The 25,665-nt window shown below is 56.2% G+C and carries 18 protein-coding genes and 1 tRNA gene; 4 read left to right on the top strand and 15 right to left on the bottom strand.

Annotated elements, in window-relative coordinates; translation table 11 throughout:
• Nucleotides 1–231: 231 nt before the first annotated feature.
• The 14 genes from ON16_RS06635 to ON16_RS06570 all read right to left on the bottom strand — a co-directional run bounded on the left by ON16_RS06635 (nucleotide 232) and on the right by ON16_RS06570 (nucleotide 16,394).
• Entirely contained in the window at nucleotides 232–1,617 is a 1,386-nt protein-coding gene (locus ON16_RS06635; RefSeq protein WP_081579612.1) for a cation:proton antiporter, read from the bottom strand.
• A 428-nt stretch (nucleotides 1,618–2,045) separates the two neighbouring features.
• Nucleotides 2,046–2,121, bottom strand: a tRNA-Gly gene (locus tag ON16_RS06630).
• A 48-nt stretch (nucleotides 2,122–2,169) separates the two neighbouring features.
• Nucleotides 2,170–2,889: a hypothetical protein gene (locus ON16_RS06625; RefSeq protein ID WP_051131590.1), complete on the bottom strand. Its 720-nt coding sequence runs from the start codon at nucleotides 2,887–2,889 to the stop codon at nucleotides 2,170–2,172.
• 57 nt (nucleotides 2,890–2,946) lie between these two features.
• On the bottom strand, nucleotides 2,947–3,540 hold the full coding sequence (locus ON16_RS06620) for a lactate utilization protein (protein WP_040660506.1): 594 nt from the start codon (nucleotides 3,538–3,540) through the stop codon (nucleotides 2,947–2,949).
• 2 nt (nucleotides 3,541–3,542) lie between these two features.
• Entirely contained in the window at nucleotides 3,543–4,385 is an 843-nt protein-coding gene (locus ON16_RS06615; protein WP_243441783.1) for a YitT family protein, read from the bottom strand.
• A gap of 70 nt (nucleotides 4,386–4,455) precedes the next feature.
• Nucleotides 4,456–6,699 carry a DNA gyrase subunit A gene (locus ON16_RS06610; RefSeq protein ID WP_040660503.1) on the bottom strand — a complete coding sequence of 748 codons (2,244 nt, stop codon included), beginning with the start codon at nucleotides 6,697–6,699 and terminating at the stop codon, nucleotides 4,456–4,458.
• Between the two features lie 273 nt (nucleotides 6,700–6,972).
• Nucleotides 6,973–8,958, bottom strand: coding sequence for a DNA gyrase/topoisomerase IV subunit B (locus ON16_RS06605; RefSeq protein WP_040660501.1), 1,986 nt, complete (start codon nucleotides 8,956–8,958; stop codon nucleotides 6,973–6,975).
• A 355-nt stretch (nucleotides 8,959–9,313) separates the two neighbouring features.
• On the bottom strand, nucleotides 9,314–9,751 hold the full coding sequence (gene spoVAC, locus ON16_RS06600) for a stage V sporulation protein AC (RefSeq protein ID WP_040660499.1): 438 nt from the start codon (nucleotides 9,749–9,751) through the stop codon (nucleotides 9,314–9,316).
• 160 nt (nucleotides 9,752–9,911) lie between these two features.
• Nucleotides 9,912–11,132 (bottom strand): sensor histidine kinase, encoded by a 1,221-nt coding sequence (locus tag ON16_RS06595; RefSeq protein ID WP_040660498.1) that lies wholly within the window; start codon nucleotides 11,130–11,132, stop codon nucleotides 9,912–9,914.
• Nucleotides 11,129–11,815 carry a response regulator transcription factor gene (locus ON16_RS06590; RefSeq protein WP_040660496.1) on the bottom strand — a complete coding sequence of 229 codons (687 nt, stop codon included), beginning with the start codon at nucleotides 11,813–11,815 and terminating at the stop codon, nucleotides 11,129–11,131. The genes ON16_RS06595 and ON16_RS06590 overlap by 4 nt, the downstream gene beginning before the upstream one ends.
• A gap of 95 nt (nucleotides 11,816–11,910) precedes the next feature.
• A complete protein-coding gene (locus tag ON16_RS06585) occupies nucleotides 11,911–12,990 on the bottom strand; it encodes a DUF4340 domain-containing protein (protein WP_040660494.1) in 1,080 nt (359 codons plus the stop codon).
• An 18-nt stretch (nucleotides 12,991–13,008) separates the two neighbouring features.
• Nucleotides 13,009–14,448, bottom strand: coding sequence for a GldG family protein (locus ON16_RS06580; protein WP_051131589.1), 1,440 nt, complete (start codon nucleotides 14,446–14,448; stop codon nucleotides 13,009–13,011).
• A 15-nt stretch (nucleotides 14,449–14,463) separates the two neighbouring features.
• Nucleotides 14,464–15,330 (bottom strand): ABC transporter permease, encoded by an 867-nt coding sequence (locus ON16_RS06575; protein WP_040660492.1) that lies wholly within the window; start codon nucleotides 15,328–15,330, stop codon nucleotides 14,464–14,466.
• The gene (locus ON16_RS06570; protein ID WP_040660491.1) at nucleotides 15,327–16,394 is read right to left on the bottom strand and encodes an ABC transporter ATP-binding protein; all 1,068 of its coding nucleotides are present in this window, start codon (nucleotides 16,392–16,394) and stop codon (nucleotides 15,327–15,329) included. The genes ON16_RS06575 and ON16_RS06570 overlap by 4 nt, the downstream gene beginning before the upstream one ends.
• 616 nt (nucleotides 16,395–17,010) lie before the next feature.
• Here ON16_RS06570 and ON16_RS06565 point away from each other — a divergent pair.
• From ON16_RS06565 to ON16_RS06555, 3 genes are all read left to right on the top strand, one after another.
• A complete protein-coding gene (locus tag ON16_RS06565; RefSeq protein ID WP_040660489.1) occupies nucleotides 17,011–18,531 on the top strand; it encodes a 4Fe-4S dicluster domain-containing protein in 1,521 nt (506 codons plus the stop codon).
• A 227-nt stretch (nucleotides 18,532–18,758) separates the two neighbouring features.
• Nucleotides 18,759–21,779 (top strand): S-layer homology domain-containing protein, encoded by a 3,021-nt coding sequence (locus tag ON16_RS06560; RefSeq protein ID WP_040660487.1) that lies wholly within the window; start codon nucleotides 18,759–18,761, stop codon nucleotides 21,777–21,779.
• Nucleotides 21,780–21,916: 137 nt separating this feature from the next.
• Complete coding sequence (locus tag ON16_RS06555) at nucleotides 21,917–22,942, top strand: putative ABC transporter permease (RefSeq protein WP_051131588.1); 1,026 nt, start codon at nucleotides 21,917–21,919, stop codon at nucleotides 22,940–22,942.
• Nucleotides 22,943–23,089: 147 nt separating this feature from the next.
• Here the strand turns inward: ON16_RS06555 and ON16_RS14980 are convergent, their stop codons facing one another.
• Nucleotides 23,090–23,911 carry a DUF975 family protein gene (locus ON16_RS14980; RefSeq protein WP_051131587.1) on the bottom strand — a complete coding sequence of 274 codons (822 nt, stop codon included), beginning with the start codon at nucleotides 23,909–23,911 and terminating at the stop codon, nucleotides 23,090–23,092.
• Nucleotides 23,912–24,285: 374 nt separating this feature from the next.
• Between ON16_RS14980 and rsxC the strand changes: the two genes are divergently transcribed.
• Nucleotides 24,286–25,662 (top strand): electron transport complex subunit RsxC, encoded by a 1,377-nt coding sequence (gene rsxC, locus ON16_RS06545; protein ID WP_040660484.1) that lies wholly within the window; start codon nucleotides 24,286–24,288, stop codon nucleotides 25,660–25,662.
• Nucleotides 25,663–25,665: the final 3 nt, after the last annotated feature.

Genomic DNA, 25,665 nt, shown 5'->3' with positions numbered 1-25,665 from the left:
TTCTCCTCGCTTTTTATTTAGATGATGGAGATAGTCTACCACGTTTCAAAAAAAGTTTCCATACTTTCGTTAGAAGGAAAATTGGTAAACAGGAAAATTTTCAACAAAAAGGTATAATATTGTGGAAAACGGTGCTTAAGAGGTGAAAATTGAGAAAAAAGGAAGGAGTTTTCATATAAAGAAAAGCAGACAAGCGCCACATTTTCGCGCTTGCCTGCTTTTTTAAAGAATTCAGACTTCTCCCGGATTCTTTTTTGGGCACTTTTTGTGGTTCTGTGCCACGGGTTTACCGCCTTCAGAGGACGTTTCCCCTGCCGATTCCTTATGCCGCAGACCCTGAGGGGCGTCTCCCTTCAGTTTATTGTGGATTTCCAGCATGGTCTGGGCGGCCTCATCGAACTGCTTGACCTCTTCAAAGTTTTCAACCAAGTCGCTGTGAACCAGATCGCTGTAATCCTTTGCAGGACTCTTGGGATACACAGCCCGCAGCAGAATGGGAGTCACAATGGTGGAGGCGACGACCATCAGCACCATGGGAGCCAGAAACACAGGGTCCATCAATCCGCTGGCAATGCCCTTGTTGGCCACAATCAGAGCGACCTCGCCGCGGGAAATCATACCCACGCCAATTCGCAGGCTTTCGGCGTTGGTATAATGAAACATCTTTGCGCCCAAGCCGCAGCCGACAACCTTCGTTACAATTGCCACCACGATAGAAACAACTGCCAAAACCATAACCCGCGCGTCCATGGAGGACAGAACCACCTTCAAACCAACGCTGGCAAAGAAGATGGGAGAGAGAAACATATAGGACAGAGTTTCACACTGGGACTGTACGTAAATCGCCCGCGCAGTGTTGGCGATAATCAGACCCGCGCAGAACGCGCCGATGATGTCTGCCACGCCGAAAAATGTTTCGGCGACATAAGCATAGAAGAAGCAAAACGCGATGGAAATGACGGCAAAGCGCTTGCGGTTCCAACGGGCCGAAACCATCCACTTTTGAATGAGCTTGTGGAGAAAGTATCCCATAATCAACGTCATCACAAAGAACGCCGCGATCTTAAGCATCACCAGCCAGATACTGACATTGCCACTGGATGCGCTGGTGATCAGCGTCAGCAAGATCAGGCCCAGCACATCGTCGATCAGCGCCGCGCCCAAAATCGCGTTGCCGGATCGGGTGGAGAGCTTTCCCATCTCCTTCAGCGTTTCCACACTGATGGACACGGAGGTGGCGGTAAACACCGTGCCGACAAACATATTTTTCAGCGGGTCGCCGCCGCCGTTAAAGGCCGCAGCCAGCGCGTAGCCGCCGGCCAAAGGAACCAGTACGCCGATCAGGGCGATAAAAAAGGCCGCCTTGCCGGATTTCTTCAGTTCACTGATGTCCGTCTGCAAGCCTGCACTGAACATCAGAACAATCACGCCGAGTTCCGACAGCATCGAAAGAAAGTCGCTGGGCTGCACCAGATTCAGAATGCTTGGACCCAACAGAAGTCCTGCAACCAAGGACCCGACCACCTGCGGCATATCCACCCGTTTGGACATGATGCTGAAAACCTTTGTCACCAAAATAATGATGGCGACATCAAATACAAACTCATAGGATTCCATTTCAATACCTCTTATTCATATTATAGCTGTTTCCGGCTGCCCGCACAGCTGACAGAGCTCTTCCAAACACTCTGCCGACCTACAAACGCCTTGTCTCAGTTCATGCCACCTTTTAAACTGAAGCAGCTTGCTCGTAATCGCATCATCGAGCCTAACACAAACCAGAGGAAATGTCTAGTGGGGGGACACGTTAAAAAGCACAATTGGATACAAAAAATGAAGGATTTTTCATATATATTGCCTACAATTATATGCAATTTAGACGCTATATCGGTTTCTTCGCGAACTCTTTGCAGGAAATCTTTCAAAGTGCCGTATGCGGAACAAGGCGTGTGTACCAGATGTTTAGAGAGATCTGTATTTCAGCTAAAAGTCCTGCGCATCAAAAAAGAAGCACTCCCCACCCTATTGGGTGGAGAGTGCTTCAATGGAGCGGGCAACGAGGCTCGAACTCGCTACCTCCACCTTGGCAAGGTGGCGCTCTACCAGATGAGCTATGCCCGCGAAACAAGAGTTATTTTAACAAAGAAAGAGGTTTCTGTCAACCCTTATTTACGGATTTTGTGGATTTTCCAGGAATGCACCCGTCGTTCCATCTGTCGCCTCTACCGGATGCATGGTCTTTTCAGCGGCCGAAGCCAGATTAAATTCAATCAGACCCACGGGGCCGGATGCCGGATAGTAAGACACGGTCCATTCCGGTGTCTCAGCCAGCTCTCGCTGCGTCCGAAGGTCGGACACCGTCTGGTCCACCGCGGCCCTATCCTCCTCCTGCCAATAGCCCACGCGGACCGTCAGCTCTGTCTTTCCGTCGTCCAGCGCCGTTTCCAAAAGACTTTGCACCGCCGCAACGCTGGTGGCATTGACGATGGATGCGATTTGCTCCATGGTGCGGCGATAGCCCAGCTGGACGGAAAGCTCGTAATATCCCCTTTGGGCAGTGGACGAGGAAGTGATATATTCCACCGCGTAATTTCCGAGGGCGGTTTCCTGCTGCACCTCGGCGGCGGCCTTTTCCAGCCCGTCCGCCACGGAGACGCCGTCGTCATAGGTGTAAAGACGGATTACTGCCTGCTCCGTATGCTGGCCGATCAGCAGCATCAGGTCGTTGACCACGTCCTGATAGCTCTCCGCCCGGAGAATGCCGGTGGCCTCACTCTCCCAGAACTTGCTGGAATGAGCCTCCACCGTGCTGTACTCCCGGTCGAGCAGAGAGGCGCAGCCGGAGAGCAGCATACACCCTGCCAGCAGCAAACACATGCGCTTTTTCATCCGTCCGCGCCTCCTTTCGTTTGTTAGAAAAAAATAGGAAACCGTTTTGCGCCGCTTTTAGAATCCCAGGTCCTGATCAATCAAAACAATCTCCGTCTCCATGCCGCTCATGGGCCGCCACAGCACCGCCAGTCCCCGGCATATGCGGGCGGGACTCTTGCAGTCATAGCACCGGTCGCCGTTCACGGCACAGGGAGTCTTCGTCTGAAGCCGCTGGGCGTTTTTCGGCGCGGCAATGTTTCGGGCGCGCCACAGCGCCTCGTCGTAAGTACCGGCCAGCTTGTTGCGGCCCACCACCAGATACAGCTTCTCGTGACCATACAGCATGGAGGCAACCCGGTTACCGTTGCCGTCGATGTTGATGAGGTCGCCCTCTTCATCCAATCCGTTGACAGAGGACAGGTAGATCTGCGCCTTTTCCGCCTCGCCTGTGGAGATGGGAGTTCCCTGCCAGTGCCAGTACACGGAATTATGAGTGGAAAGGCTCTCATACAAGCCCATATCCCGCAGCGTTACGGAGCCGCCAAATCCCACCGTTTTTCCGTCAATAGCCCCGTTGAGATAGGTCGCCGCTTCCTCCGCCGTCTGAAATGTCTGGACACTGAAACCGCGCGCTTTCAGATTCTCCGCCGCTTTTTTCAAATCCGCCATCGTCAAATCTCCTCCTTCTTATATTCCCCGAATCCCTCGCCCAACACATCGTGGGCGTCGCAGACAATCAAAAATGCGCCGGGATCAGCCTCGTGGACAATGCGCTTTACCTCCACGATCTCCCGCTGTTTGAATGCCACCAACAGCACATGCTTCTCGTCGCCCGTATAGGCGCCCGAAGCGTTCAAAATGGTGACGCCCCGGTCCCGGGCCAAAATGGCGTCCGCCGTTTTTCTCCAGCTGTTGGAAATGATGTACGCCACCTTGGATTCATCCAGACCGTAGAGAATCTTATCAATCACCACGGTGGAGACAAACAAGGCGACCAGGCCGTACAACGCGGCGTTGACACTGCCGAAGACCACGGCGATCAGCGCCAGCACCACAAAGTCCGGAATCAGAATGAGCTTTCCCATGGGGAGCCATGGGAATTTTAATTTTAAAAGACGGGCCACGATGTCGGTCCCTCCAGTGGTGGCGCCCTGAGAAAAGACCAGCCCCACGCCCACGCCCAAAAGAGCCCCGCCCACAAGGCAGGCCAGCATGGTGTCCATGGGCGGGAATTTGTATAGCAGAGCGATGCCGTCGATGGCCAAGGAACTGACCAGCATGGAAAAAAGAGAGGAAATCAGCAGATGCCGTCCGATGAGCTTCCACCCCAGAAGGAACAGCGGTACGTTCAGCACCGCCGACAAAATACCGACCGACGCCCAAGGCAGCAGCACGTTAATTACTTGGGCAAGACCGGTCAGGCCGCCCATACCGATTTGGTTCGCTTCAAAAAACCAGTTAAAGGACAGTGCAAAGATAACGGACCCTAGGGTGATAATGCTGTAACTCCTCAAGATCTTTTTTATAATATCCACCGATCCTTTCTATCCGCTCTATTCCAAAAGGCTGAAATGGCTGTAAAAATCAGTCCAGAAGACCGATCTGCTTTTCCTCGGAATCCTCACCGCGCAGCAGCGACCCGGCGGCGGGGACCGACCGGACGCGGTAGCGGCTCTGGTTGACGATGGCGCTTTCCGCAAGAGGCACGGCCTTTTCCAAATGATACTTGGGCTTCATGGTCATCACTGCCACGCCCTGCGTGGATCGGGTAGTCTTGGGTGTGAGCAGAGCGGTGCTGAAAATAAGCGCACGGGGTTCGCTGGAATAGAGAGCCAGCTCCTCCTCTTCGTTTAGGTGGCAGATGGCCGCCAGCGGCGATTTGTCGGAATAGGCGCCGGTCAGTTTCCGGCGGTTCGAGGTGGTTTGATACGCCGTCAGATTCACTCGGGCGGCCTTGCCGTTTTCAAAGAAGAACAGCAGCGCGCCGGAATAGTCTCCCGGCAGACAGGCGAACACCGGGCTTTCCTCCGGGTCCATCCCAAGTTTTGTGGGCAGATAATCTCCCAAGACGCTTGCCTTCAGGTCTTCAAAGTCGCAGATACGGCATTTATAGACCTGACACCGGTCGGTAAAGAACATGATTTCCGACGCATTGCTGGTTTCAAAGGTCTGGCGCAGTGTGTCTCCGTCTTTATATTTTTGTTCGCTGTTCATTCGCAAAGACGCAGGGGGAATTTTCTTAAAGTACCCCTCCCGGGACAAAAAGACACTGACGGGATAATCCTCCACCGTGTCCTCTTCGTCAAAGACCTCCACCTCGTGGCTGTAAATCAGTGTGGTTCGGCGGGGCTGGCCGTATTTTTTTGAAACCTCGTTCAGTTCGCTGATGATGACCTTTTTCAGCCGCTGCGGGCTTTCCAGAAGGTCCTCCAAGTCCTCAATCTCATCCTGCAAGGCGTCTGTTTCCTGAACCCGCTTGAGGATGTATTCCTTATTGATATTGCGCAGCTTGATTTCGGCCACATATTCTGCCTGTGTTTGGTCGATGCCAAAGCCAATCATCAGGTTGGGGATGACTTCGGCTTCCTCCGCTGTCTCCCGAATGATTTTTATGGCCTTGTCAATATCCAGCAGGATGCGCTTGAGGCCCTTGAGCAGGTGCAGCTTGTCCTTCTTCTTCCCCAGAACAAAATAAACCCGCCGCCGTACAGATTCCCTGCGCCATGCGCACCACTCCTCCAGCAGCTGCCGCACGCCCAGCACCTTGGGCATTCCGGCAATCAAAACGTTGAAGTTGCAGCTGCACGTATCTTGCAGCGTCGTCTGCTTGAAGAGCTTTGCCATCAGCCGGTCGGGGTCCACGCCCCGCTTGAGGTCGATGGTCAGCTTTAGGCCGGAGCGGTCCGTCTCATCCCGCATGTCGGCAATCTCTTTAATTTTCCCCGCCTTAATCAGCTCGGCAACCTTGTCCAGAATGGCCTCGATGCTGGTGGAATAAGGGATTTCGTAAATTTCGATCAGGTTTTCGTCTTTGACATAGCGCCACTTGGCCCGGACCTTCACGCCGCCCCGGCCGGTGCGGTAAATCTCCTCCAACGCCGCCGGCTCGCAGATCAGCTCGCCGCCGGTGGGAAAATCGGGGCCTAATAAGGTGTCGGTCAGGGCGCAGTCCGGATTTTTGAGATAGGCGACGGTGGTGTCGCATACCTCTTTTAAATTGAATCCGCAGAACTGGGACGCCATGCCCACGGCGATACCGCTGTTGGCGGAAACTAGAATGTTGGGGAACGTGGTGGGCAGAAGGGCCGGCTCCTTCATGGTGTTGTCGTAGTTGTCAATGAAATCCACCGTGTCGTTGTCGATGTCCTTAAAAATCTCGGCGCAGATGGGGGCCAGCTTTGCCTCTGTGTACCGGCTGGCGGCCCAAGCCATATCGCGGGAGTAGGACTTGCCGAAGTTGCCCTTGGAGTCCACAAAGGGGGTCAGCAATGCACCGTAGCCCACGCTGAGGCGCACCATGGTATCATAAATGGCGGCGTCTCCGTGGGGGTTCAGGCGCATGGTCTGGCCCACGATGTTGGCAGACTTCGTCCGTGCGCCGGTGAGCAGTCCCATTTTGTACATCGTGTACAGAAGCTTGCGGTGGGAGGGCTTGAATCCGTCGATCTCCGGGATGGCCCGGGAGACGATGACGCTCATGGCGTAGGGCATATAGTTGACTTCCAGCGTGTCGGTGATGGGCTGGGCCACCACGGCGGCGTGCAGTCCCATCACGTTGGGGTTTACTTCCTTGTGATCAATTTCTTCGGGGCGCTTTTTCTTTGGCATTCGTATCAATCCTCATATGCGGCGGTGGCCGCCTTGCTTTCTTGTCCAGCGCGGTCCGTCCCTGCAAATGCGGATGCAGGGAGCGAAGGGCTGAGAAAATTTTGCGCGGAAGAAGGCCGATCCGGAAAGCCGGACTGCCGGTATCCGTAAATTGTTTTCCGGTGAAATCCCTTCGCCGGAGCTGCCGCACTTGCACGTCAGTACATTGGATGCAACAGTCAACGCGCTGCGCGTTATATAAACCATTTTACGGCCTTTTTATAGATTCTAGAATCAGGAGATGTCCGCCATCTCCAGATATTTAAACCCGTTTTCCGCGATGTGGTCTTTCCGGCCCTGCAAATTGTCTCCCAGCAGCAGGTCGAAGACCCGGGATGTCTCCGCAACGTCGGAGGGCTGCACCCGAATCAGCCGCCGCGTGGCGGGATTCATGGTGGTGAGCCACATCATCTCCGGCTCGTTTTCACCAAGGCCCTTGGACCGGTCCACTTTGATTTTCTTTCCAGCAAGGTCCTTCACAATGTCGTTTTTCTCCTTGTCGGAGTATGCGAACCACGTCTTCTCCCCGCAGGTAATCTCAAAGAGGGGGGTTTCCGCGATATAGACGTATCCTTCCCGGATGAGGGTGGGGGTCAGGCGGTAAAGCATGGTCAAAATCAGTGTGCGGATCTGGAAACCGTCCACATCGCCATCGGTGCAGATGACCACCTTGTTCCAGCGCAGGTTCCCCACGTCAAATTCCGCCAGATCCTTGACGTGCTTGTCCTTGACCTCCACGCCGCAGCCCAGCACCTTCATCAGGTCGGTGATGATTTCGCTTTTAAAAATCCGGGCGTAGTCCGCTTTCAGGCAGTTCAAAATCTTGCCGCGGACGGGCATGATACCCTGATATTCCGAGTCCCGGCCCATTTTCACGCTGCCCAGAGCGGAGTCGCCCTCCACGATATAGATTTCCCGGCGGCTCACGTCCTTGGACCGGCAGTCCACGAACTTTTCCACCCGGTTGGCAATGTCGATGCTGCCGGAGAGTTTTTTCTTGATGTTCAGCCGGGCCTTTTCCGCGCTTTCCCGGCTGCGTTTGTTGATGAGAACCTGTTCGGCGATCTTCTCCGCGTCAAAGGGGTTCTCGATGAAATAGACCTCCAGATTGCTTTTCAAAAAGTCCGTCATGGACTCCTGCACAAATTTGTTGGTGATGGCCTTTTTCGTTTGGTTTTCATAGCTGGTGGCGGTGGAGAAGTTGTTGGAAACCAGAACTAGACAGTCCTCCACGTCGTTCCAGGTAACCTTGCTCTCGTTTTTCTGGTATTTTCCGTTTTGCTTCAAATACTGGTCGATGGCGGAGACGAACGCGGATTTTGTGGCCTTTTCCGGGCTGCCGCCGTGCTCCAGCCAGCTGGAGTTATGATAGTGCTCGATGATGTTGACCCGGTTTGAAAAGCAGCAGGCTGTGCTGAGTTTCACCTTATATTCCGGCTTGTCCGCCCGGTCCCGGCCCTTGCGCTCCGTCTCCCAAAATACCGGGGCGGTGAGGCTCTCCTCTCCCGCCAGCTCGGTCACATAGTCCACAATGCCGTTTTCATAGACGAAGTCCTCCGTCTCGAAATGGCCGGGGACGGCCTCGTTGCGGAAGCGGAAGGTCACGCCTGCGTTCACCACCGCCTGCCGCTTCATCACGTCCTTGAAATATTCTGCCGGAATGGCGGTATCCGTGAACACGTCCAAGTCCGGCAGCCACCGAATGGTGGTGCCGGTCTTCTTTCCCCGGTCGGTTGGCTCCTCGTGCAGGCCCCCGACATTTTCGCCCTGCTCAAAATGGAGCGTATATTTTTTCCCGTCTCTGCGGACGGCAACGTCCATATATTTGGAGGCGTATTGCGTGGCGCAGGAACCAAGGCCGTTGAGGCCCAAGGAGTATTCGTAGTTGTCGCCGCTGTTGTTGTCGTATTTTCCGCCGGCATACAACTCGCAGAAGACCAGTTCCCAGTTCCAGCGCTGTTCCTTTTCGTTCCAGTCCAGCGGACAGCCCCGGCCAAGGTCTTCCACCTCGATGGAGCGGTCGGCATATCGGGTGACGGTGATCAGGCTCCCGTGGCCCTCGCGGGCCTCGTCAATGGCGTTGGACAGAATTTCAAAGACCGCGTGTTCGCAGCCCTCCAATCCGTCAGAACCGAAAATAACGCCGGGGCGTTTCCGCACCCGGTCCGCGCCCTTTAAAGAGGAAATGCTCTCGTTGCCATAGTTCTTTTTTGCTGCCATTGCCTGTTTCCTTTCCGTTTTGTTTGCCATATTAAAAATATCGTATCATACAGCGGAAAAAAATTCAAGACCGGGGCAGATGCGGAAATTTCATCGCACCGGCTGAATCTTTTCCCTGCGAATGTTCTTACGTAAATTTTACCATAACCTATATGTCACCTTATCAAGTAACCTTCGTTTCTGGGTTTTGCACATTTTCCACTGAGTTTTCCACGCTGTTATGTAAACGCCAAAAACCACTAAAAAATGCGTACTCTTTTTCCTACCTTTCAGGGCGGAAAAACGGGCCGCCGCAGCCCTTTGCGACGGCCCGCTTTTTTGCGGGAGATTTTTTAAAAACAAGACGCATCAAGGACTACGGCATCAACATCAGCACCACGCCATAGATCGCGGACGCCAGCGTGCCGAAGACGATCACCGGCCCCGCCACCAAAAACATTTTTGCCGCCATGCCGGTGACAAAGCCCTCGCTGCGAAAATCAATGGCGGGTGAAACCACGGCGTTGGCAAATCCCGTGATGGGAACCAGCGTGCCTGCGCCGCCGTATTTGGCCAGCTTGTTATAAAGGTTCAGCCCCGTGAACAGTGCGGAGAGAAACACCAGTGAACAGGAGGTGGCGGTTCCCGCGTCCTCTTTGTCAAGGCCCGCAGCGCCCCAGCCGTTCATAATCAGCTGTCCGATCACGCAGATCGCTCCGCCGATGACGAAGGCAAGGACCGTGTTTTTCACGATGGGGGATTTTTTTGACTTCTGTTTGACCAGCTGCGCGTATTCCTTTGTAGAAATATCCATAAAACCGCCTCCGATGTTATTTCCGGTAGAGTTTCCTGAATTGTAAAAATTATTCATGTCAGCCCACCCGCCGCAAAGCACGGCTAAGAGCCGAGACAAAAAAAGCGAACCGGACGCTCTCCCCAAAAGCGTCCGATTCGGCGGTTTATTTTAAAAAGCGTTATTTTCGGAGAAGAGGAAGCGTGAGAACAAAACGGGTGGATTCCGCGTCGGACTCGGCGCGCAAAGTGCCCTTGTGCTCCGCGGCAATGGTTCGGGCGATGGACAGGCCCAGTCCAAAACCGGCCTTTTCCCCGCGGGAGGCATCCGCCCGATAGAATCGCTCAAACAGATGGGTCAGCTGCTCCGCCGGAATGGGCGGGCCTTGATTTGTTACCTGAAGCCTTACGTGGCGCTCCGCCTTTTGAAGGGACAGCTCAATGGGTGCGCCTTCGGCGCCGTATTTAATGGCATTGTCTAAAAGAATGGAGATCACCTGCTTCAGCTTGTCCAAGTCGCCGTTGACCGAGATATCCGGAGCGACGGCTTCATAGCGCAGCGTCTTCCCCACCTCAAATGCCACCGGTTCAAACAGCAGAGCGCAGTCTGTGGCCGCGTCGGACAAGGAGACGGCGGAAAAAACGCTGGTGCGGACCATGTTGTCTGCCCTAGCCAAAGTCAGCATTTCCTCTACAAGGGCTTTCATCTGCTGGGCCTCTGATTGAATGTTGTCTGCCCAGCGGGCGGGCCGGGGGTCCAAAGGGACGGAACCCATCAGCTCCGCGTTGGAGAGAATGACGGTCAGCGGCGTTTTCAGCTCGTGGGACGCGTCGGACAAAAACTGGTGCTGCTGGTTCCATGCCCGCTCCACCGGGCGGGTGACCCACCAAGCCAGCAGAATCGAGATGCCCAAAAGCACCAGCAGCGCCGCCGCGCCGATCTGCAGGGAGGAGCGCATCATGGTGTGGAGCGCGGACATCTCCATGGAAATATCCACAAAGGCGATGCGCTCGAAAAAGTGGTTATCCACCCGCAGGAAGCGGAGGTTATAGGCGGAGACGGTGCCTGTTTCGGCGCCCTGTTCCATGCAGCTTTGCAGAATATCCCGCAGAGCGGCGGTGTCTTCCAGATCGGAATAGGTGCCGCCGGTGACATAGACCGTGCCGTTCCAGATCTCCACGGTGAAATAGGGCAGCTGGACTTGGTTGCCGCCCACCATGATACCGGTTTGGCCCTGATTCACCCGGGGATCGCTGACGATTACGCGGCGCAGCAGTTCCTGTGTGCTGTTTTGAAGTCCCCGCTTGGCGGAGGCATACATAGAAAAAAACATGCCTCCAAGCAGCGCCGTCACCAACAGCATACACACCGCCAGCACTTGCAGCCGCAGCTTTCGGATCATGTCGGGTCCTCCCCCGGCGTCAGACTGTAACCCGCCATGCGGATGGTGGTGATCTTCACCGTGGAGCGCAGGTGCGCAAGCTTGCGGCGAAGAAAGGAGATATAAACCTCCACATTGTTGTCCTCCGCCTCGGACTCGTAGCCCCAGACCTTCAGCAGCAGCTTTTCCTTGGTAAGGACCAGCTTTTGATTCAGCATCAGCACTTCCATCATGTCAAATTCCTTTCGGCTCAATCGGACGGACCGGTCGGCACAGGAAAGGGTAAAGTTGGACGTTTCCAGCCGCAGATCGCCGCAGGTCAACGTTCCGGTGTCCCGCAGCTCGGGAGTCCGGCGGGTCAGCGCCCGGATGCAGGCCAAAAGCTCCTTTGGCTCAAAAGGTTTCGTCAAGTAATAGTCCGCGCCGCAATCCAGCCCCTGCACCTTGTCGGAGACTTCGGATCGGGCGGTGAGCATTAAAACGGGCGTGGCGTTTCCCTCCGCCCGCAGACGGCGAAGCACATCGAACCCATTGAGCTTGGGGAGCATCACATCCAGCAAAATCACGTCGTAGATGGAAGTAAGGGCATTGTCCAGACCGCTTTCGCCGTCGTGACTCACATCAGCGGTGTAGCCGTTCATTTCCAGCAGATCCTGCAGCGTCGCGGCCAAACGCGTTTCATCTTCCACGATTAAAACTCGCATGGGAAAACACCTCCCTGAAAAATAAGATCCATTAAGATAAAAATGAGGGGGAATCAATTCCCCCTCATTTTACCAAATAAGCTGAAAGATAGCAATCAGCCCGCGGAGGATGCGGCGGGGGCTGTATCAGAGGATGTGGAGGCGTTCTCCAACCCGTTGACGGACACCTTCATCAGCATATCCAATTTGTCCGCCGTCATGCGGTAGACAGTGGTGTCTTCGTCCACACGGACATAGCGCCCGTCGCCGTCCAGCACCGGATTGCCAATGGTCAGGGTCAGCGTTTCCTCCGTGCCGCCGTCTCCGGTGTATTTCACGGTGATGACGGAACTGGGCTCGTCAAAACCGCACAGGGCCGCCGCGTCGTTGGAGGGGCGGTAATCCACGCAGGCGTCCAGACGCAGTCCCAAAATCTGCTTCACGATGCCCTGAACCTGTTTGTTGTCGGTGACGTTGGCCCCGCCAGAACGCCAAGCGGTGGAGATCTCCTCTCCGGAAGACGAAGAAGACGCGGCGGAGTCCCCGCCGGAATTTTCCTCATGAGAGGCGGTGAGAACCGTGGTCACGGGACCGGCCAGCGTTACGGAATTCAGCTGTGCCTCCGTCAGAGTGGGAAAGTCCGGAAGAAGACACATGTCGTAAATCCCCACGGCCATTTCACGGGAAAGCTCGTCGGAAATGATATAAACCGGCGTTTCAGACCCGTTCATCAGCATGTAATAGCTGTTGCCGTCGGAAGTGGCGTTGCCCAGAGCGATGGTGGTAGTCTGACCGTTGTCCGAGGTGGCGGTCAGCGTCTGGGATGGCTCGTCGAGGCCGTAGGCATCCAGCGTGTCGCCCTCGGTAATGGTCTGCTGGGGCTTCAGCGCGGAAAGGGTGTTGACTATTTTAATGAGATAGTCCTGATCCAGAGGGAAATCGGGATCATTGGTCCAGTACCACTGTCCATCGTCGTTGAGGGCAAAGGAGAGCGTGGCGTTTCCGTTGTGATAGGACAGCTCCTTATAGGACGAGGCGGCGTCGGTAATCACGCCGGCGGCGGCTGCCGCGGCGGCAGCGTCCTGCTCCGCCTGCTGGGCCCGGTTTTTCGCGGCCCGCACGCCCAGCAACACCGCGATCAAAAGCACCACTGCGGTCAGAAGAATCAGAAGTGTTCGTTTTTGTTTTGCGTTCATGGGGGAAGGTTCCTCCTTTTAGAGTTTGCGCCGCCGCGTCCAGCGGACGAAGCCGAAAATCAGCAGCGCGGCGGGAATCACAAAGATAAACAGCAGTCCCCACAGCCCGCCGGTGGTGACGGTGTTGTTCTCCTCGGCCAAAGACACCGGCTCCACACTGATGGAAGATACGTCGTCAAACCCGGCGGTGACAGAGGCCATGAACAGCGCGGCATTGTCCACATTGGCAAAGCTGGAGGTGACGGAGTCGCCGCACAGGGAGTCGCTGCCAAACACCGTCAGCCGGGCGGTCATGTTGTCGTCAATGGGTTCTGTGGCCACCGCGCCAACCACATAGCTGCCGGAAACCTGACTGTTGTCCGCGTTAACGGCGACGCCGTCGTCCGACGTGGTGAGAAAGGGAGAGACGGTGATGGTGTCCCGCACCGGGTTGGTGGCCGTCATACCCCGGGAACCGTACAGCAGGAGCGTGGCGTCGCTGCTCACAGCTTTGGCTGCGTCCACAGAGGTATCCAGCGTGGGGAAGAACAAAAACGGGGTATTTTGATAGTACCGCTGCATATCGGTCACAAGGCCCGGAGCAACGCTCAAACCGTAATCCGAGCAGAGCGCGGCAAAATTGGGCAGTTCCTCCAGCTTGGAGGCCATGGAGTAGATCACCTGCCCGCCCTGCGCGAGATACGCCCGCAGCATGGCAAGCTCGTCGTCCGCCAAGTCCCGGGTGGGCGCATCCACAATCAAAAGGTCGCAGTCGTCGGGTATGGCGCCCTCGGTCAAGAGGTTCACGGATTTCACGGTCATGTGGAGCTTGCCCAGCGCGTCGGTGACGGCCTGAGACAACGCGCCCTCCTCGTGTCCGGTGGTGAGATAAGCGGTGTGGCGCGCGTCGGTGAGAACCCCGTCAATGGCAGAGGTGAGCTTGCCCTCGGCGTCAAAGTCCGTTTCCTGCTTCTGCTGATACATATAGTACATCATCTCGTTGATGCCGATGATGTCGTCAATGTTCACGATCTCCTGCCGCCCGGTTGCCGCGCAGGTGACCACGATGGTATTGGCGTCCGCGCCGTACTGCGACAAAACGGAGGGGTACACCGTGGGGTTTACGTATTCAAGGCTCAGGCGGTCGGACAGGGACACGTATTTGTCCAGAAACCGCACAATGCGGGAGTCCACGCTGGTTTCGTCCGCCAGCACATGGATGGCCACATCTTCGGTGAGATTACTCAGATAGTTCACCGAAACGTCTGTAATATTATAAATCTTTGTGTCCGTCAGGTCAATCTGCGATTTTGCCGCGGGAATCTGGGCCACCAACAGATTGAAGACGATCACGGCCGCCACTGCCAGAGCAACGATTCCCGCAGAGAACATCCCCTTGCGATGGTCCCGGCGAGCCAGGGTGACGGTTTCGGTTGAAACAGCGGTCTGCGCCGCCGGTTTATTTTTAAAAATAGACATTTTGCGCTCCCCCTCTCAATTCCAGCGCCGCTTCTGGAGAACCTGCACGGTCAAAAACACCAGAAGGGCAATCAGGGACAGATACAGCAGAAGCCCCGGAATGTCAAAAACATGGTCGGAGGCAAAACTGTTGAATGCATCCAGCAGGGAGAAATTTCCCAGTGCGTTGGGCAGGAGATTGGCGAAAGTGCCGGAATCCCTGCTATAAAGTGCGATGATGGCGGCAGCACCCAGAACCAGCACGCCTCCACTCAGCTTCCAGCTGCCGGACAGGGCACTCAGCAGCAGGCAGACAAGGACCAGAACCACGAGAAGTCCCGCCAGAGATCCGGCGGCCGAGGTGGGCAGCAGGCTGATAAGGCCGTTCCACAGATACAAGACCAGCAGCAGACAGAAGGTACCCACGGCGGCGATGACTTGACTTTCCGTCAGGGCGGAGATCAGCATGCCGATGGCGATCTCCACTGCGGCCAGCAGAAAATAGATCAGCAGCGTGGCATAGTCCGCCTTAAAGTGAGCGGTGCCGTTCATGCGGATAATCAGCGGGCACAGGCACGCCAGCAGCACCGGCACGGCCAGCACCGTCAGCATGGCGAAGTATTTTCCCAGCACCACGCCGGTGAGCGAGGCGGGAGAGGTCAACAGCAGCTGGTCGGTTTTTGAGTGGCGTTCCTCGGCCAATGACCGCATGGTAAGTACCGGGACCAGCGCCATGAACACCACCAGCGTGGCGCTCAGGGCGTAAGAAAAATAAGTGTAGCCGCTGAGCAGGTTATAGGCGGTGAAATAAATGCCGATGAACACACTGAGCGCGGCTATGAAAATCCACCCGGTCATGGAGTTGAAATACGCGCGCAGTTCGCGCTTGTAAATGGCTGTCATTGTGCGTTTTCCTCCTTTTCCGGCGCGCTGAACGGGGTATCTTCTTCCCCGGCGGTCTTTGCCGCAGCTGTTTTCGGGGCGTTTTGCTCAAGGACCTCGCCGCACGTCAGCAGAGCCGCCGCCCGGGCGGCCACCTCGTCGCTTTCGTCCGTCAAATCCAAGAACACATCTTCCAAAGAGGCCATCCGGCTGCGCAGTTCCAGCAGCGGACAGCGGGCCTGTGCAAACGCGTAAAACAGCGCTTCGCGCCGGTCGCCGTCGCTGCGAACTTCCAGACGCACGGTGTCCTCCGTCACGTCGGACACGGTGTGGCCGATCACACCCTCCACCGTATCAAGGACAGACTCGGCCGATTCCTGCGTGCCTTTTACCAAGAGCTCCAGACGGTCGTTGGCGGAGAGTTTTTCCTCCAGCGCCTCCGGCGTGTCGCAGACCACGAACTTTCCCTTGCGGATAATCAGCACCCGGTCGCACACCGCCCGAATCTCCGAGAGGATGTGGGAGCTGAGAATGACCGTGTGGTCTTTGGCAAGCGTGTGAATCAACTCCCGGATTTCCACAACCTGCCGGGGGTCCAGACCCACGGTTGGCTCGTCCAGAATGATGACCTTTGGAAAGCCCAGAATTGCCTGCGCCAAGCCTACCCGCTGGCGGAAACCCTTGGAGAGATTGCGAATTAAACGGCGGGTCTGATCCTCCAAATGGGTCATGGACACGGCCTGACCGATCTGATTTTCCCGCTCGGACTTCGGAATCTCCTTCAGCTCCGCACAGAATTGCAGATATTCCAATACCGTCATGTCCGGATACAGCGGCGGCTGCTCCGGCAGATACCCGATGCATCGCCGGGCGGCCTCCGGCTCCTCCGCCACGTCGTGTCCGTCAATGAGAACGGTGCCCTCCGTGGCAGCCAGATACCCCGTCATGATGTTCATCGTGGTGGACTTTCCGGCGCCATTAGGGCCCAAAAATCCGAAGACCTGTCCGTCCTCCACCGTAAAGCTCAGGTGATCCACGGCGCTGCGGCCGCCATAGCACTTTACAAGGTTTTGCACTTCGACCAAAGAAAACCCTCCTTTATTCTCGCGCGTTCTGCGCGGGTGGGCGCAAGGCCCTTTTTAACAATCAGAGATTATAAGTGCCGTTTCTTAATCAGAACTTAAGACTTCTCTGACTTGTCAGGCAGACTGCTTTTTTCATTGTACACGAAAAAGTGTTTGTTCATAAAATGTTTTTGTTTTTTTCAAGGAATTTTTAATCTTTCTCCGCTATACTGCAAACAGTCTTAAGGAAGCGGGGTCGCCGCCCCTGAGTCCCGAGACGCTTTTTCTCTTTTCTCTCTCAAAGGCAATGGGCCGCCGATTTTCGGCGGCCCATTGCCTTTTTTCACCCCAAAAGAAAAAAGCGGGAGCGTTTATCAGTCTCCTAAAGCCTCGCTTTTCCGATCCGGTACGACCGAAGAACCCGCCGCAAGGAAGGAAAAAAATGGGCGGAAAACCAGACGGAGAAATTGGAAAAGCCAACGCGCACGCCCTTGGCGCAAGATACATCAATATATTTGCTGTTTTGTAGTGATATTAACGGATTTCTAACTTGAAGTCTGCTCTTTCGTTGTATATAATTGAAAGACCTTCCGAATGGAAGCGTCATAGAAACCTAAGAAATATGGAGGATACTGCAGTGCGAGGCATCCACAGCGCCGTGGACGATATCCGGCGAAACGTGTTTACCGAGGTGGCAAGGCTTGCCTATGAGGGCGGGGACTATTCCCGGATCGATATGATCCCCTATAAAATTGTCCCCGGAGAGGAATCCCAGTACCGCAGCAATGTTTTTTTGGCTCGCGCGATTGTGCAGGAGCGGCTTCGGCTGGCCTGCGGATTGCCGCTTCAGCCCGTGGACGTGCGCGCCCCCGCCAGCGCCGGAATTGAAGAGGCGGCGGCAGCGGACGACAAGTTTTTTGAAGAGCCGCTGGTCAACGTCATCACGTTTGCCTGCAATGCCTGCCCCCCCAAGCAGGTTCGGGTGACCGACAGCTGTCAGGGCTGCATGTCCCACCCCTGCAAGGTGGTCTGCCCCAAGGACGCGATCTATCTGGATAAGGACAAGCGGTCCGTCATTGACCAGAGCAAGTGCATCAAATGCGGCAAATGCGTCAACCAGTGCCCCTATCACGCGATCACAAAGATCGAGCGGCCCTGTGCCGCCGCCTGCGGCATGGACGCCATCGAATCGGATGAGCGGGGCCGCGCGAAGATTAATTACGACAAGTGTGTCTCCTGCGGCATGTGCCTTGTGAACTGCCCCTTTGCCGCCATCGCGGACAAGAGCCAGATTTTCCAGATTATTCACGCCATGAAGCGCCACAACGAGGTAATTGCCTGCGTGGCTCCGGCGTTTGTTTCTCAGTTTGGCAAGGACGCTTCCCCGGCGAAGCTGAAGGCGGCTATGCGTCTTTGCGGTTTTGCCGACGTGGTGGAGGTAGCCATCGGCGCCGACCTCTGCACGATTGAAGAAGCGGAGGACTTTTTGGAGAATGTGCCGAAAAATCAGCCCTTTATGGGAACCTCCTGCTGTCCGGCGTGGAGCGTAATGGCAAAAAAGCTGTTTCCGGAGTTTAAGGACTATATCTCCATGGCTTTGACGCCCATGGTCATCACCGCGCGGCTGGTGAAAAAAGAGCACCCCAAGGCGCGCATCTGCTTCATCGGGCCTTGCGCCGCGAAAAAGCTGGAGGCCAACCGCAAGGCGATCCGTTCCGACGTGGACTATGTGCTGACTTTTGAGGAACTGCAGGGCATGTTTGATGCCAAGGGCATCGACTTTGCCACCTTGGAGGAAGACCCCGCCGACGATTTCAGCACGGGCACCGGCGCAGGCCGGGGATTTGCCGTGGGCGGCGGCGTGGCCGCCGCAGTGGTGGAGGCCGTGAAGCACATTGATCCCGATCGTGAGGTTTTGATCGACTATGCCGACGGCCTGCGGGAATGCCGCAAAATGCTGATGCTGGCAAAGGCCGGAAAGCGGGATGGATTCCTGCTGGAGGGCATGGCCTGTCCCGGCGGCTGTATCGCCGGCGCGGGTACCATCACGCCGGTAAAGGACGCGGGCGCTGCCGTTCAGCGGTATAAGGATGCCGCCGCGGTTCAAAGCGCCATGGAAAGTCCCTTGAAAGAGCGGCTGAAAGAAGCCGAGGAATAAAAGAAAAGCAGGCCGCCGGAAAGTTTGTAAATTTTCCCGCGGCCTGCAACTTTTCTTTGCGCAAAAGCGTCTTTGTAATGAGGCTTGTACGTCATGGGACTTCCAGAGATTACATTGGGAAAACAGGCCGGGGCGGGATTTACTTTTCTTTGAAACCGTGGTATTCTGAAAATGTTATGTGAACGAGGAATCAAAACCAAAACGACTATGGAGGCACGAACGAAAAAATGAAAAACTACCTGCGCCGCATCTTATCCTGCGCCCTGTCCATGTCCATCCTCTTTGCCCTGACTGTTCCCGCCGCAGCGTCCGTCGCGCTGGGCGACGACCTGACGCAGAAGGACACTCTGGTGCATCAGGAGACGCAGCTGTCTACCAATGTTTTTTGGAGCAATGCTTACAGTGATCTGCGAACGGAAAATTTTGTGACCTATACGCCGAACACCTCTGTGACGCCCATCGTCACTTACGGCGGCGCTCTTTCTTCCTGCAACACCATTTCCTCCACGGCCTCGGCTCTGGAACAGCAGGGCTACCGCGTGGTGGCGGGAATGAACGGAGACTTTTACAACGTGAACAACGGCCTGCCGATCGGGATCGTGGTATCCAACGGCGAGCTGAAAAGCTCAGACGGCGGCTACTGGGCCATCGGCTTCCGGGCAAACGGCTCCGCCGTGCTGGGAAAGCCGGTGATGAAGGTTACCGCGGACCTTGGCTACGAACTGCTGGACGACAGTGGGTTTCCTACCCGCGTGACGCGGCAACTGACCAGCGTAAATAAGGCCCGCGTTTCCACCAGCGGTATTTATCTCTATACATACGATTTTAATTCCAAGCACACCACCGGAACCACGGAACCGGGCGTGGATGTGGTTTGCACCATCGAAAGCGGCACCCTTGCCATGAACGGCGACCCTCTGGTGCTTCGGGTGGACAGCGTCCTCACCGACGCGGCGGGCACCGCTGTTCCACAGGGAAAGGTGGTTCTGTCCGTCAACAATCAGGCGGACGCTTATCATGTGAACGCCCTGAAGAATATCCCCGTAGGGGGCACGGTGACTTTGACCGCCGCTCCCTCCACCGGCGACTGGGTGGATGTACAGTACGCCGTGGGTGCGCTGTACTCTCTGGTGCAAAACGGCGCGGTGGTTTCGGGCCTTCCCTCCGAGGTGAACCCGCGCACTGCCGTGGGCCAAAAGGCGGACGGTACGCTGGTGTTTTACACGATTGACGGACGGAAGACCGGGCATTCCATCGGCGCGTCCATGACGCAGGTGGCCCAGCGGCTGATCGAACTGGGCTGTGTCACCGCGCTGTGTTTGGATGGCGGCGGCTCCACCACGTTCACCGTCACCCAGCCGGATGCCACAACCGCAAAGACTATTAACAAGCCCTCCGGCGGCAGTGAACGGGCCGTCAGCAATCAAATTTTCCTGGTGTCCTCCAACCAGCCCAGCGGAGAACTGGGTCACTTCTACGTTTCCGCCGACAATGATTATGTTTTGGCGGGCAGCAAGGTGAAGATTACGGCTTCCGCTGTGGATACCAACTACATTCCCATGAGCGGCAGGAGCTATACCCTCAGTACCAGCGCCGGAGAGATTCAAGACGGCGTTTTGGATACGCCCGCCAGCGGCGGCGACGTGACGGTTACAGCTTCCAGCGGCGGCCAGTCCGGCTCCACTGTGGTCCACGCCATTACCACGCCGGACTCCATTTCTGTGAAAAACGGGTCCGCCGCCATTACCACGCTGACCGTGGCCCCCGGCGGAACGGTGAATCTGACTGCTTCCGCTGTCTATCGGCATTTCGCGCTGAAGGCGGATCAGGAGGCGTTTACCTGGTCTGTCACCGGAAACATCGGCACAGTGGATAAGACCGGAAAATTCACCGCCGGTTCCCCCGGAAGCGGAACGCTGACGGTTTCCGCAGGCGGCAAGACCGCAACGATCCAAGTGTCCGTATCCAACATCGCCCTTGCCACGGTGGAGGATTTCGAGGCCGGGGTGCCTGCGCTTGCCTCTTACAGCTATGGCGCGACCATCGCCCAGACCAAGGATATGAATGTGGTGAAGTACGGCAAGGCCGCCGCTGCGGTGAACTATACCATCGGCGCAGACGGCAACGCCTCGCTGCTGGTTGCCGCGCCCTATTCCATTGGCAGCGCCTATACCCAGTTGAGTTTCTGGATGTACGGCGACAACTCCGGCAGTGCGCTGACCATGGTGACTTCTGACGGAACCAATACCGCAGAGACTCCGGCGGGCAATGTGGACTTTACCGGCTGGAAGCAGATCACGGTTGCCCTCCCCACCGGAACCGTCTCCTTTGAAGGACTCAAACTCACCCAGATGCTGAATGCGGACGGGTCGGTGACCACTTCCTCCGGCACGCTGTATCTGGATCAGATCGTGGCGTCTTACAACAACGTGGTGGATACCGCGCCGCCGGAGGTTACCGCCTCCGTCTCCGGCGCGACGCTCACCGCCAAGATTACCGACGCGGCGGATAAATTCCCCGCCCAGAGCGGCGTAGCCGTCACGGTGGACGGCAAGGCCGTCTCCTTCACCTATGACGCGGCCAAGGGAACTCTTACCGCGGCGCTCAACGTTGGCGACGGCAATGCCCACCGGGTTACCGTCACTGCCAAGGACGCCTCCGGCAACATTGGCCGGGCATCCTGCGACATTGCCGCAACCAGCGGCACGGCCCAGTTCAGCGACACTGCGTCGTACTGGGCGGGAACCTATGTGGATTGGCTGAAGACCACCGGCATCACCACCGGCTTTGAGGACGGCACGTTCCGTCCCAACCAATCCATCACGCGCCAGCAGTTTGCTGTGATGCTCTACCGCTATTTGGGGCTGGACGGGACGCAGTACGCTGACCGTACGCTCCCCTTCGCGGACAACGGCGAGATCGGCGAGTATGCCAAGACGGCCATTAAGACTCTTTACTCCATGGGGATCCTCAACGGCTCTGAGGAAAATGGAAAGATTTACTTCCATCCCTCTGCCAGCCTGACCCGCGCGCAGGCGGCGACCATGATCGGCCGGACACAGCAGAAGGGATACGCCACGGCGGCCCTCAGCTTTACCGACGCAGCCAGCATCCCGGCCTATGCCTCTTATTACATTCAGACCATGGTGGCCCAGAAAGTTATCGGCGGCTATGAGGACAAGACGTTCCGTCCCAACACCGCTATCACCCGTGGCCAGATGGCCAAGATCCTTTATAACCTTCTGTAAAAGAAACATGCAGGAAAACCCGGACCGTATTACGGTCCGGGTTTTCACCCGCTCTTTTAAAAATTTAAAATTGGGTGGTTGATTTTTTAAAGCGTTTGGGGTAGACTGACGAGACTATGATCTGGGAGGGGTTTTTCTTGCGCGCCTATACGGCGGACCAGTGGGTCCTGTTTTTCTTTTTTTATTGCTTGTGCGGCTGGGTTTGGGAGTCTTGTTACGTCTCCGCCCGCCAGCGTCGGTGGGTGAACCGGGGATTTCTCCACGGGCCGCTGCTTCCGATTTATGGCTCGGGGGCCATTTTGATTCTGCTGTTCACCCTTCCGGTGCGGAATTACCCGGTTTTGCTGTACTTATGCGGTGCCGCGGCAGCCACGCTGTTGGAATACGTCACCGGTGCGGTGATGGAGCGGCTTTTTAAAGTGCGTTACTGGGATTATTCCAATCAAAAGCTGAATTTGAACGGATACATCTGTTTTACCAGCACGTTTGCGTGGGGCTTTTTTTCCATTCTGCTGGTGAAATTTATTCATCCCCCCATTGCCCGGCTGGTGCTGGCGATTCCCAGTGTGTTTGCTGTGCCGCTGGCGCTGGCGCTGGTGGCGGCGTTCAGCGTGGACGCTGTGCAGTCTGTTCGGGCCGCACTGGATCTGCGGGCCATGCTGGAAAAGCTCACCGAGGAAAACGAAGAATTGCGCCGTCTGGCCCGGCGGGTGGAGATTGTCTCCGCCTTTGCGGAGGAGGACCTTCAAAAGTTCCGGGATCGGACGCAGGTGGAGCGCATTTTGCTTCAGGACCGCTTGAGAACAGAGCGGCAGGAGCGACTTGAGAACAAGGCGGAGCGCAAGCTCCATCGGGAGGAGCGTCTGGCCGACGCACTGCGCACCTTATCTGAGGCGAAACTCAGCGCCCTTGAGAACGTGGCCAGCGCGATGGAGTCCTGCCGGGACCGGCTGGAATGCGGCGAGGCCTTTGCCCAGAAGCGGGCGGAGTTTGACGACGCGGTAAAAAAACTGCGGGAGCGGCAGGCTGTCATCAAGGCCCGCACCGCCAAAACCTATCGCCAGTCCCTGCGGATTCTGCGGGGCAATCCCTCCGCCATGGCGAAGGAGTACGCCGAGGCGATGGAGAATCTTCGCCGCTTGGGCGGTATGCACAAGGACTGAGCGCAGATACAGAAAAAAGAACCGGTGGGGCCGCTGCCCCGCCGGTTCTTCTTTTTTATACGTCTCTTTAATGAAACAGCCATCAAACATAGACTGTTATTTTAATAAATGTAAGAATGGAATTCCCGCAAAAAAATTGAAAAGTGATTAGAACATGGAGTTGTCGTCGTTTCCGTCGTCAATGCCCGGCTGATCGGAAAACGACACCGGAGAGACGCCGCTGGTGCGCTTGGCGGTTTCGTAATACCCCAGCTGGGTGCACTGATAAGTGGGCAGATAGAAAATCTCCACCGCAACCGCCCACAAGCCGCACAGCAGACTGGCACCCAGCGACAGGCCGGTGGACAGAGGAAAAGCTTCCGCCCCCGACAGCATTGTATAAGTCGCTGTGTAGGAGAGGTAACCCGTCCAGATAGACATGGGCAGAGCGGCCAGTATGCCCCAGCCAATATAGCTCAGATCCAGCGTAAACAGCTGGCCCTTATAGCCCATGGTCTGCTTCTTGCTTAAATCCAGCGCGTCCATGCAGCCCAGCTCCGGGTTTTCGCACAGATTGAAATAGGCGAACTGGTAGCGATACGCCGCGATGATTCCCGGGATCACGAACAGGCAGGACCACAGGAAGATGAAAAACGCCTGCACAATGGCAAGGCCGATCACCTTTCCGGCAAAAGAGAATCCGTCAAACAGCGTCATATACTCCGCCCGCTGGCCCCGGCGCACCGCCATGCAGTACAGGATAAACCCAATGGACAGCACAGCGCCCAAAAGCGAGGTCAAAATGCGCACAAATATTCCCAGCGGGTTGGCGTAAGAGACGCCGCTGGTATTCGCAAAGGCATCTACCATGCTCATTACTAAAGTCAGCAGCAGATATAATGCCACAAACCCCTTGGGACTTACCTCTGCGCTGCGCAAAAGTTCCTTCATTTCTGCCTTAAGACCCGGCCGGTCGATCACTTCACCCATAAAAACGCTCCTTCCGTACCGCCGCAAATCGGCGGCGGTATCCTGATAGCATATGCCATAGGCGCGTGCGCCATTATGGCATATATGTTTTAACCAATATATACTAACCACGGAGCGGTTCGTATATAATAGCGCAATGCGCACAATGACGGCACATCGTATTGCCAGTGTATCACGCGGAGGGAAACTTGGCAAGTCCGAAGAAAAGCAGGCAAGGGAGGCGGCGTACAATATTCGTTAAAAAAAGCACAAATTTCCGTGAAAACCGGTGTTCACAGTCTGGACATTTATTCGCTTTTGGTGTAAAATAAACCGCAGTATGTGGTAGAGCAGCTTTAAAAGCGCTCACCAGGACTAAAAATGAGGTGAAAACTATGGCACAAGCGTTCTTTGGCGGTGTTCATCCCCACGACATGAAAGCCGCCACCAATGAAAAGGCCATCGAACAGCTGGCACCCCCGGCTGAGGTGGTCATTCCCATGTCCATGCACTTTGGCGCACCGTGCACTCCCGTTGTCAAAGTCGGCGATCATGTGAAGATGGGCCAGAAAATCGGCGAATTCCGCGGGTTGGGAGCACCGATCCATGCCAGCGTTTCCGGTACGGTGAAGGCTGTGGAGCCGCGCCCCTATTCCATGGGCGGCAACATGATGTCCATCGTGATCGAAAACGACATGAAGGACGAACTGAGCGAAGAAGTAAAAGCCCCTGCAAACCCCGACGCTTTGACTGCCGAGGAAATGGTTGAGATCGTCAAAAACGCCGGCATTGTCGGTATGGGCGGCGCTACGTTCCCCACCCATGTGAAGATCTCCGGCGGCATCGGCAAAGTGGACACGGTCATCATCAACGGCGCGGAGTGCGAGCCATACATCACCGGCGACCACCGCACCATGCTGGAGCGTCCCGAGGAGATCATCGGCGGCTGCGTGTATCTGGCGAAAATGTTTGGCGTGGACAAGGTCGTTATCGGCGTTGAGGACAACAAGAAAAACGGCATCGACGCCATGAACAAGGTCATCGCTGAAAAACACGCGCCCGCAGTGGTGGAGCCGCTGCGCTGCCGGTACCCTCAGGGCGGTGAAAAACAGCTCTGTCAGGCCGTTACCGGCAAGCAGGTCCCTCCCGGAGGACTGCCTTCCGCCATTGGCTGTGCCGTGTTCAATATCAACACCACCTGCGCGATCTATCGGGCCATTACCACCGGTATGCCCGTGGTGCGCAAGCTGGTCACCGTTTCCGGTTCCGGCGTCATTGACCCGAAGAATCTGGAGTGCCCCATCGGCACCCCCGTGGCAAACCTGCTGGACGCCTGCGGCGGCCTGAAGGAGCATACATATAAATTGATTGCCGGCGGCCCCATGATGGGCATGGCCCAGTACACGGCGGATATCCCCGTGGCCAAGGGCACCGGCGCTATTTTGGCGTTCTGCGAGAACGAGGAGCAGACCGTGGAGCATCCCCAGTGCATTCGTTGCGGCAAGTGCGTTTCCGCCTGCCCGGTGCATCTGGAGCCGCTGTTCATGTATCAGTACGCCTCTAAGGGAATGACCGATGAATTGAGCGCCGCCAACATCATGGACTGCATGGAGTGCGGTGCGTGTTCTTATGTCTGCCCCGCCCGGATGCATTTGACCCATATGTTCAAGACCGGTAAGCAGCTGGTGAAGGACAAAGCAGCCGCCGACAAGGCCGCTGCTGAAAAAGCCGCCGCCGAGGCGGCCGCAAAACACGAGAAGAAGGAGGCGTGAGAG

The sequence above is a fragment of the Oscillibacter ruminantium GH1 genome (assembly GCF_000307265.1).
GTDB lineage: Bacteria > Bacillota > Clostridia > Oscillospirales > Oscillospiraceae > Oscillibacter > Oscillibacter ruminantium.
This window is presented reverse-complemented; position numbering and strand designations above follow the sequence as displayed.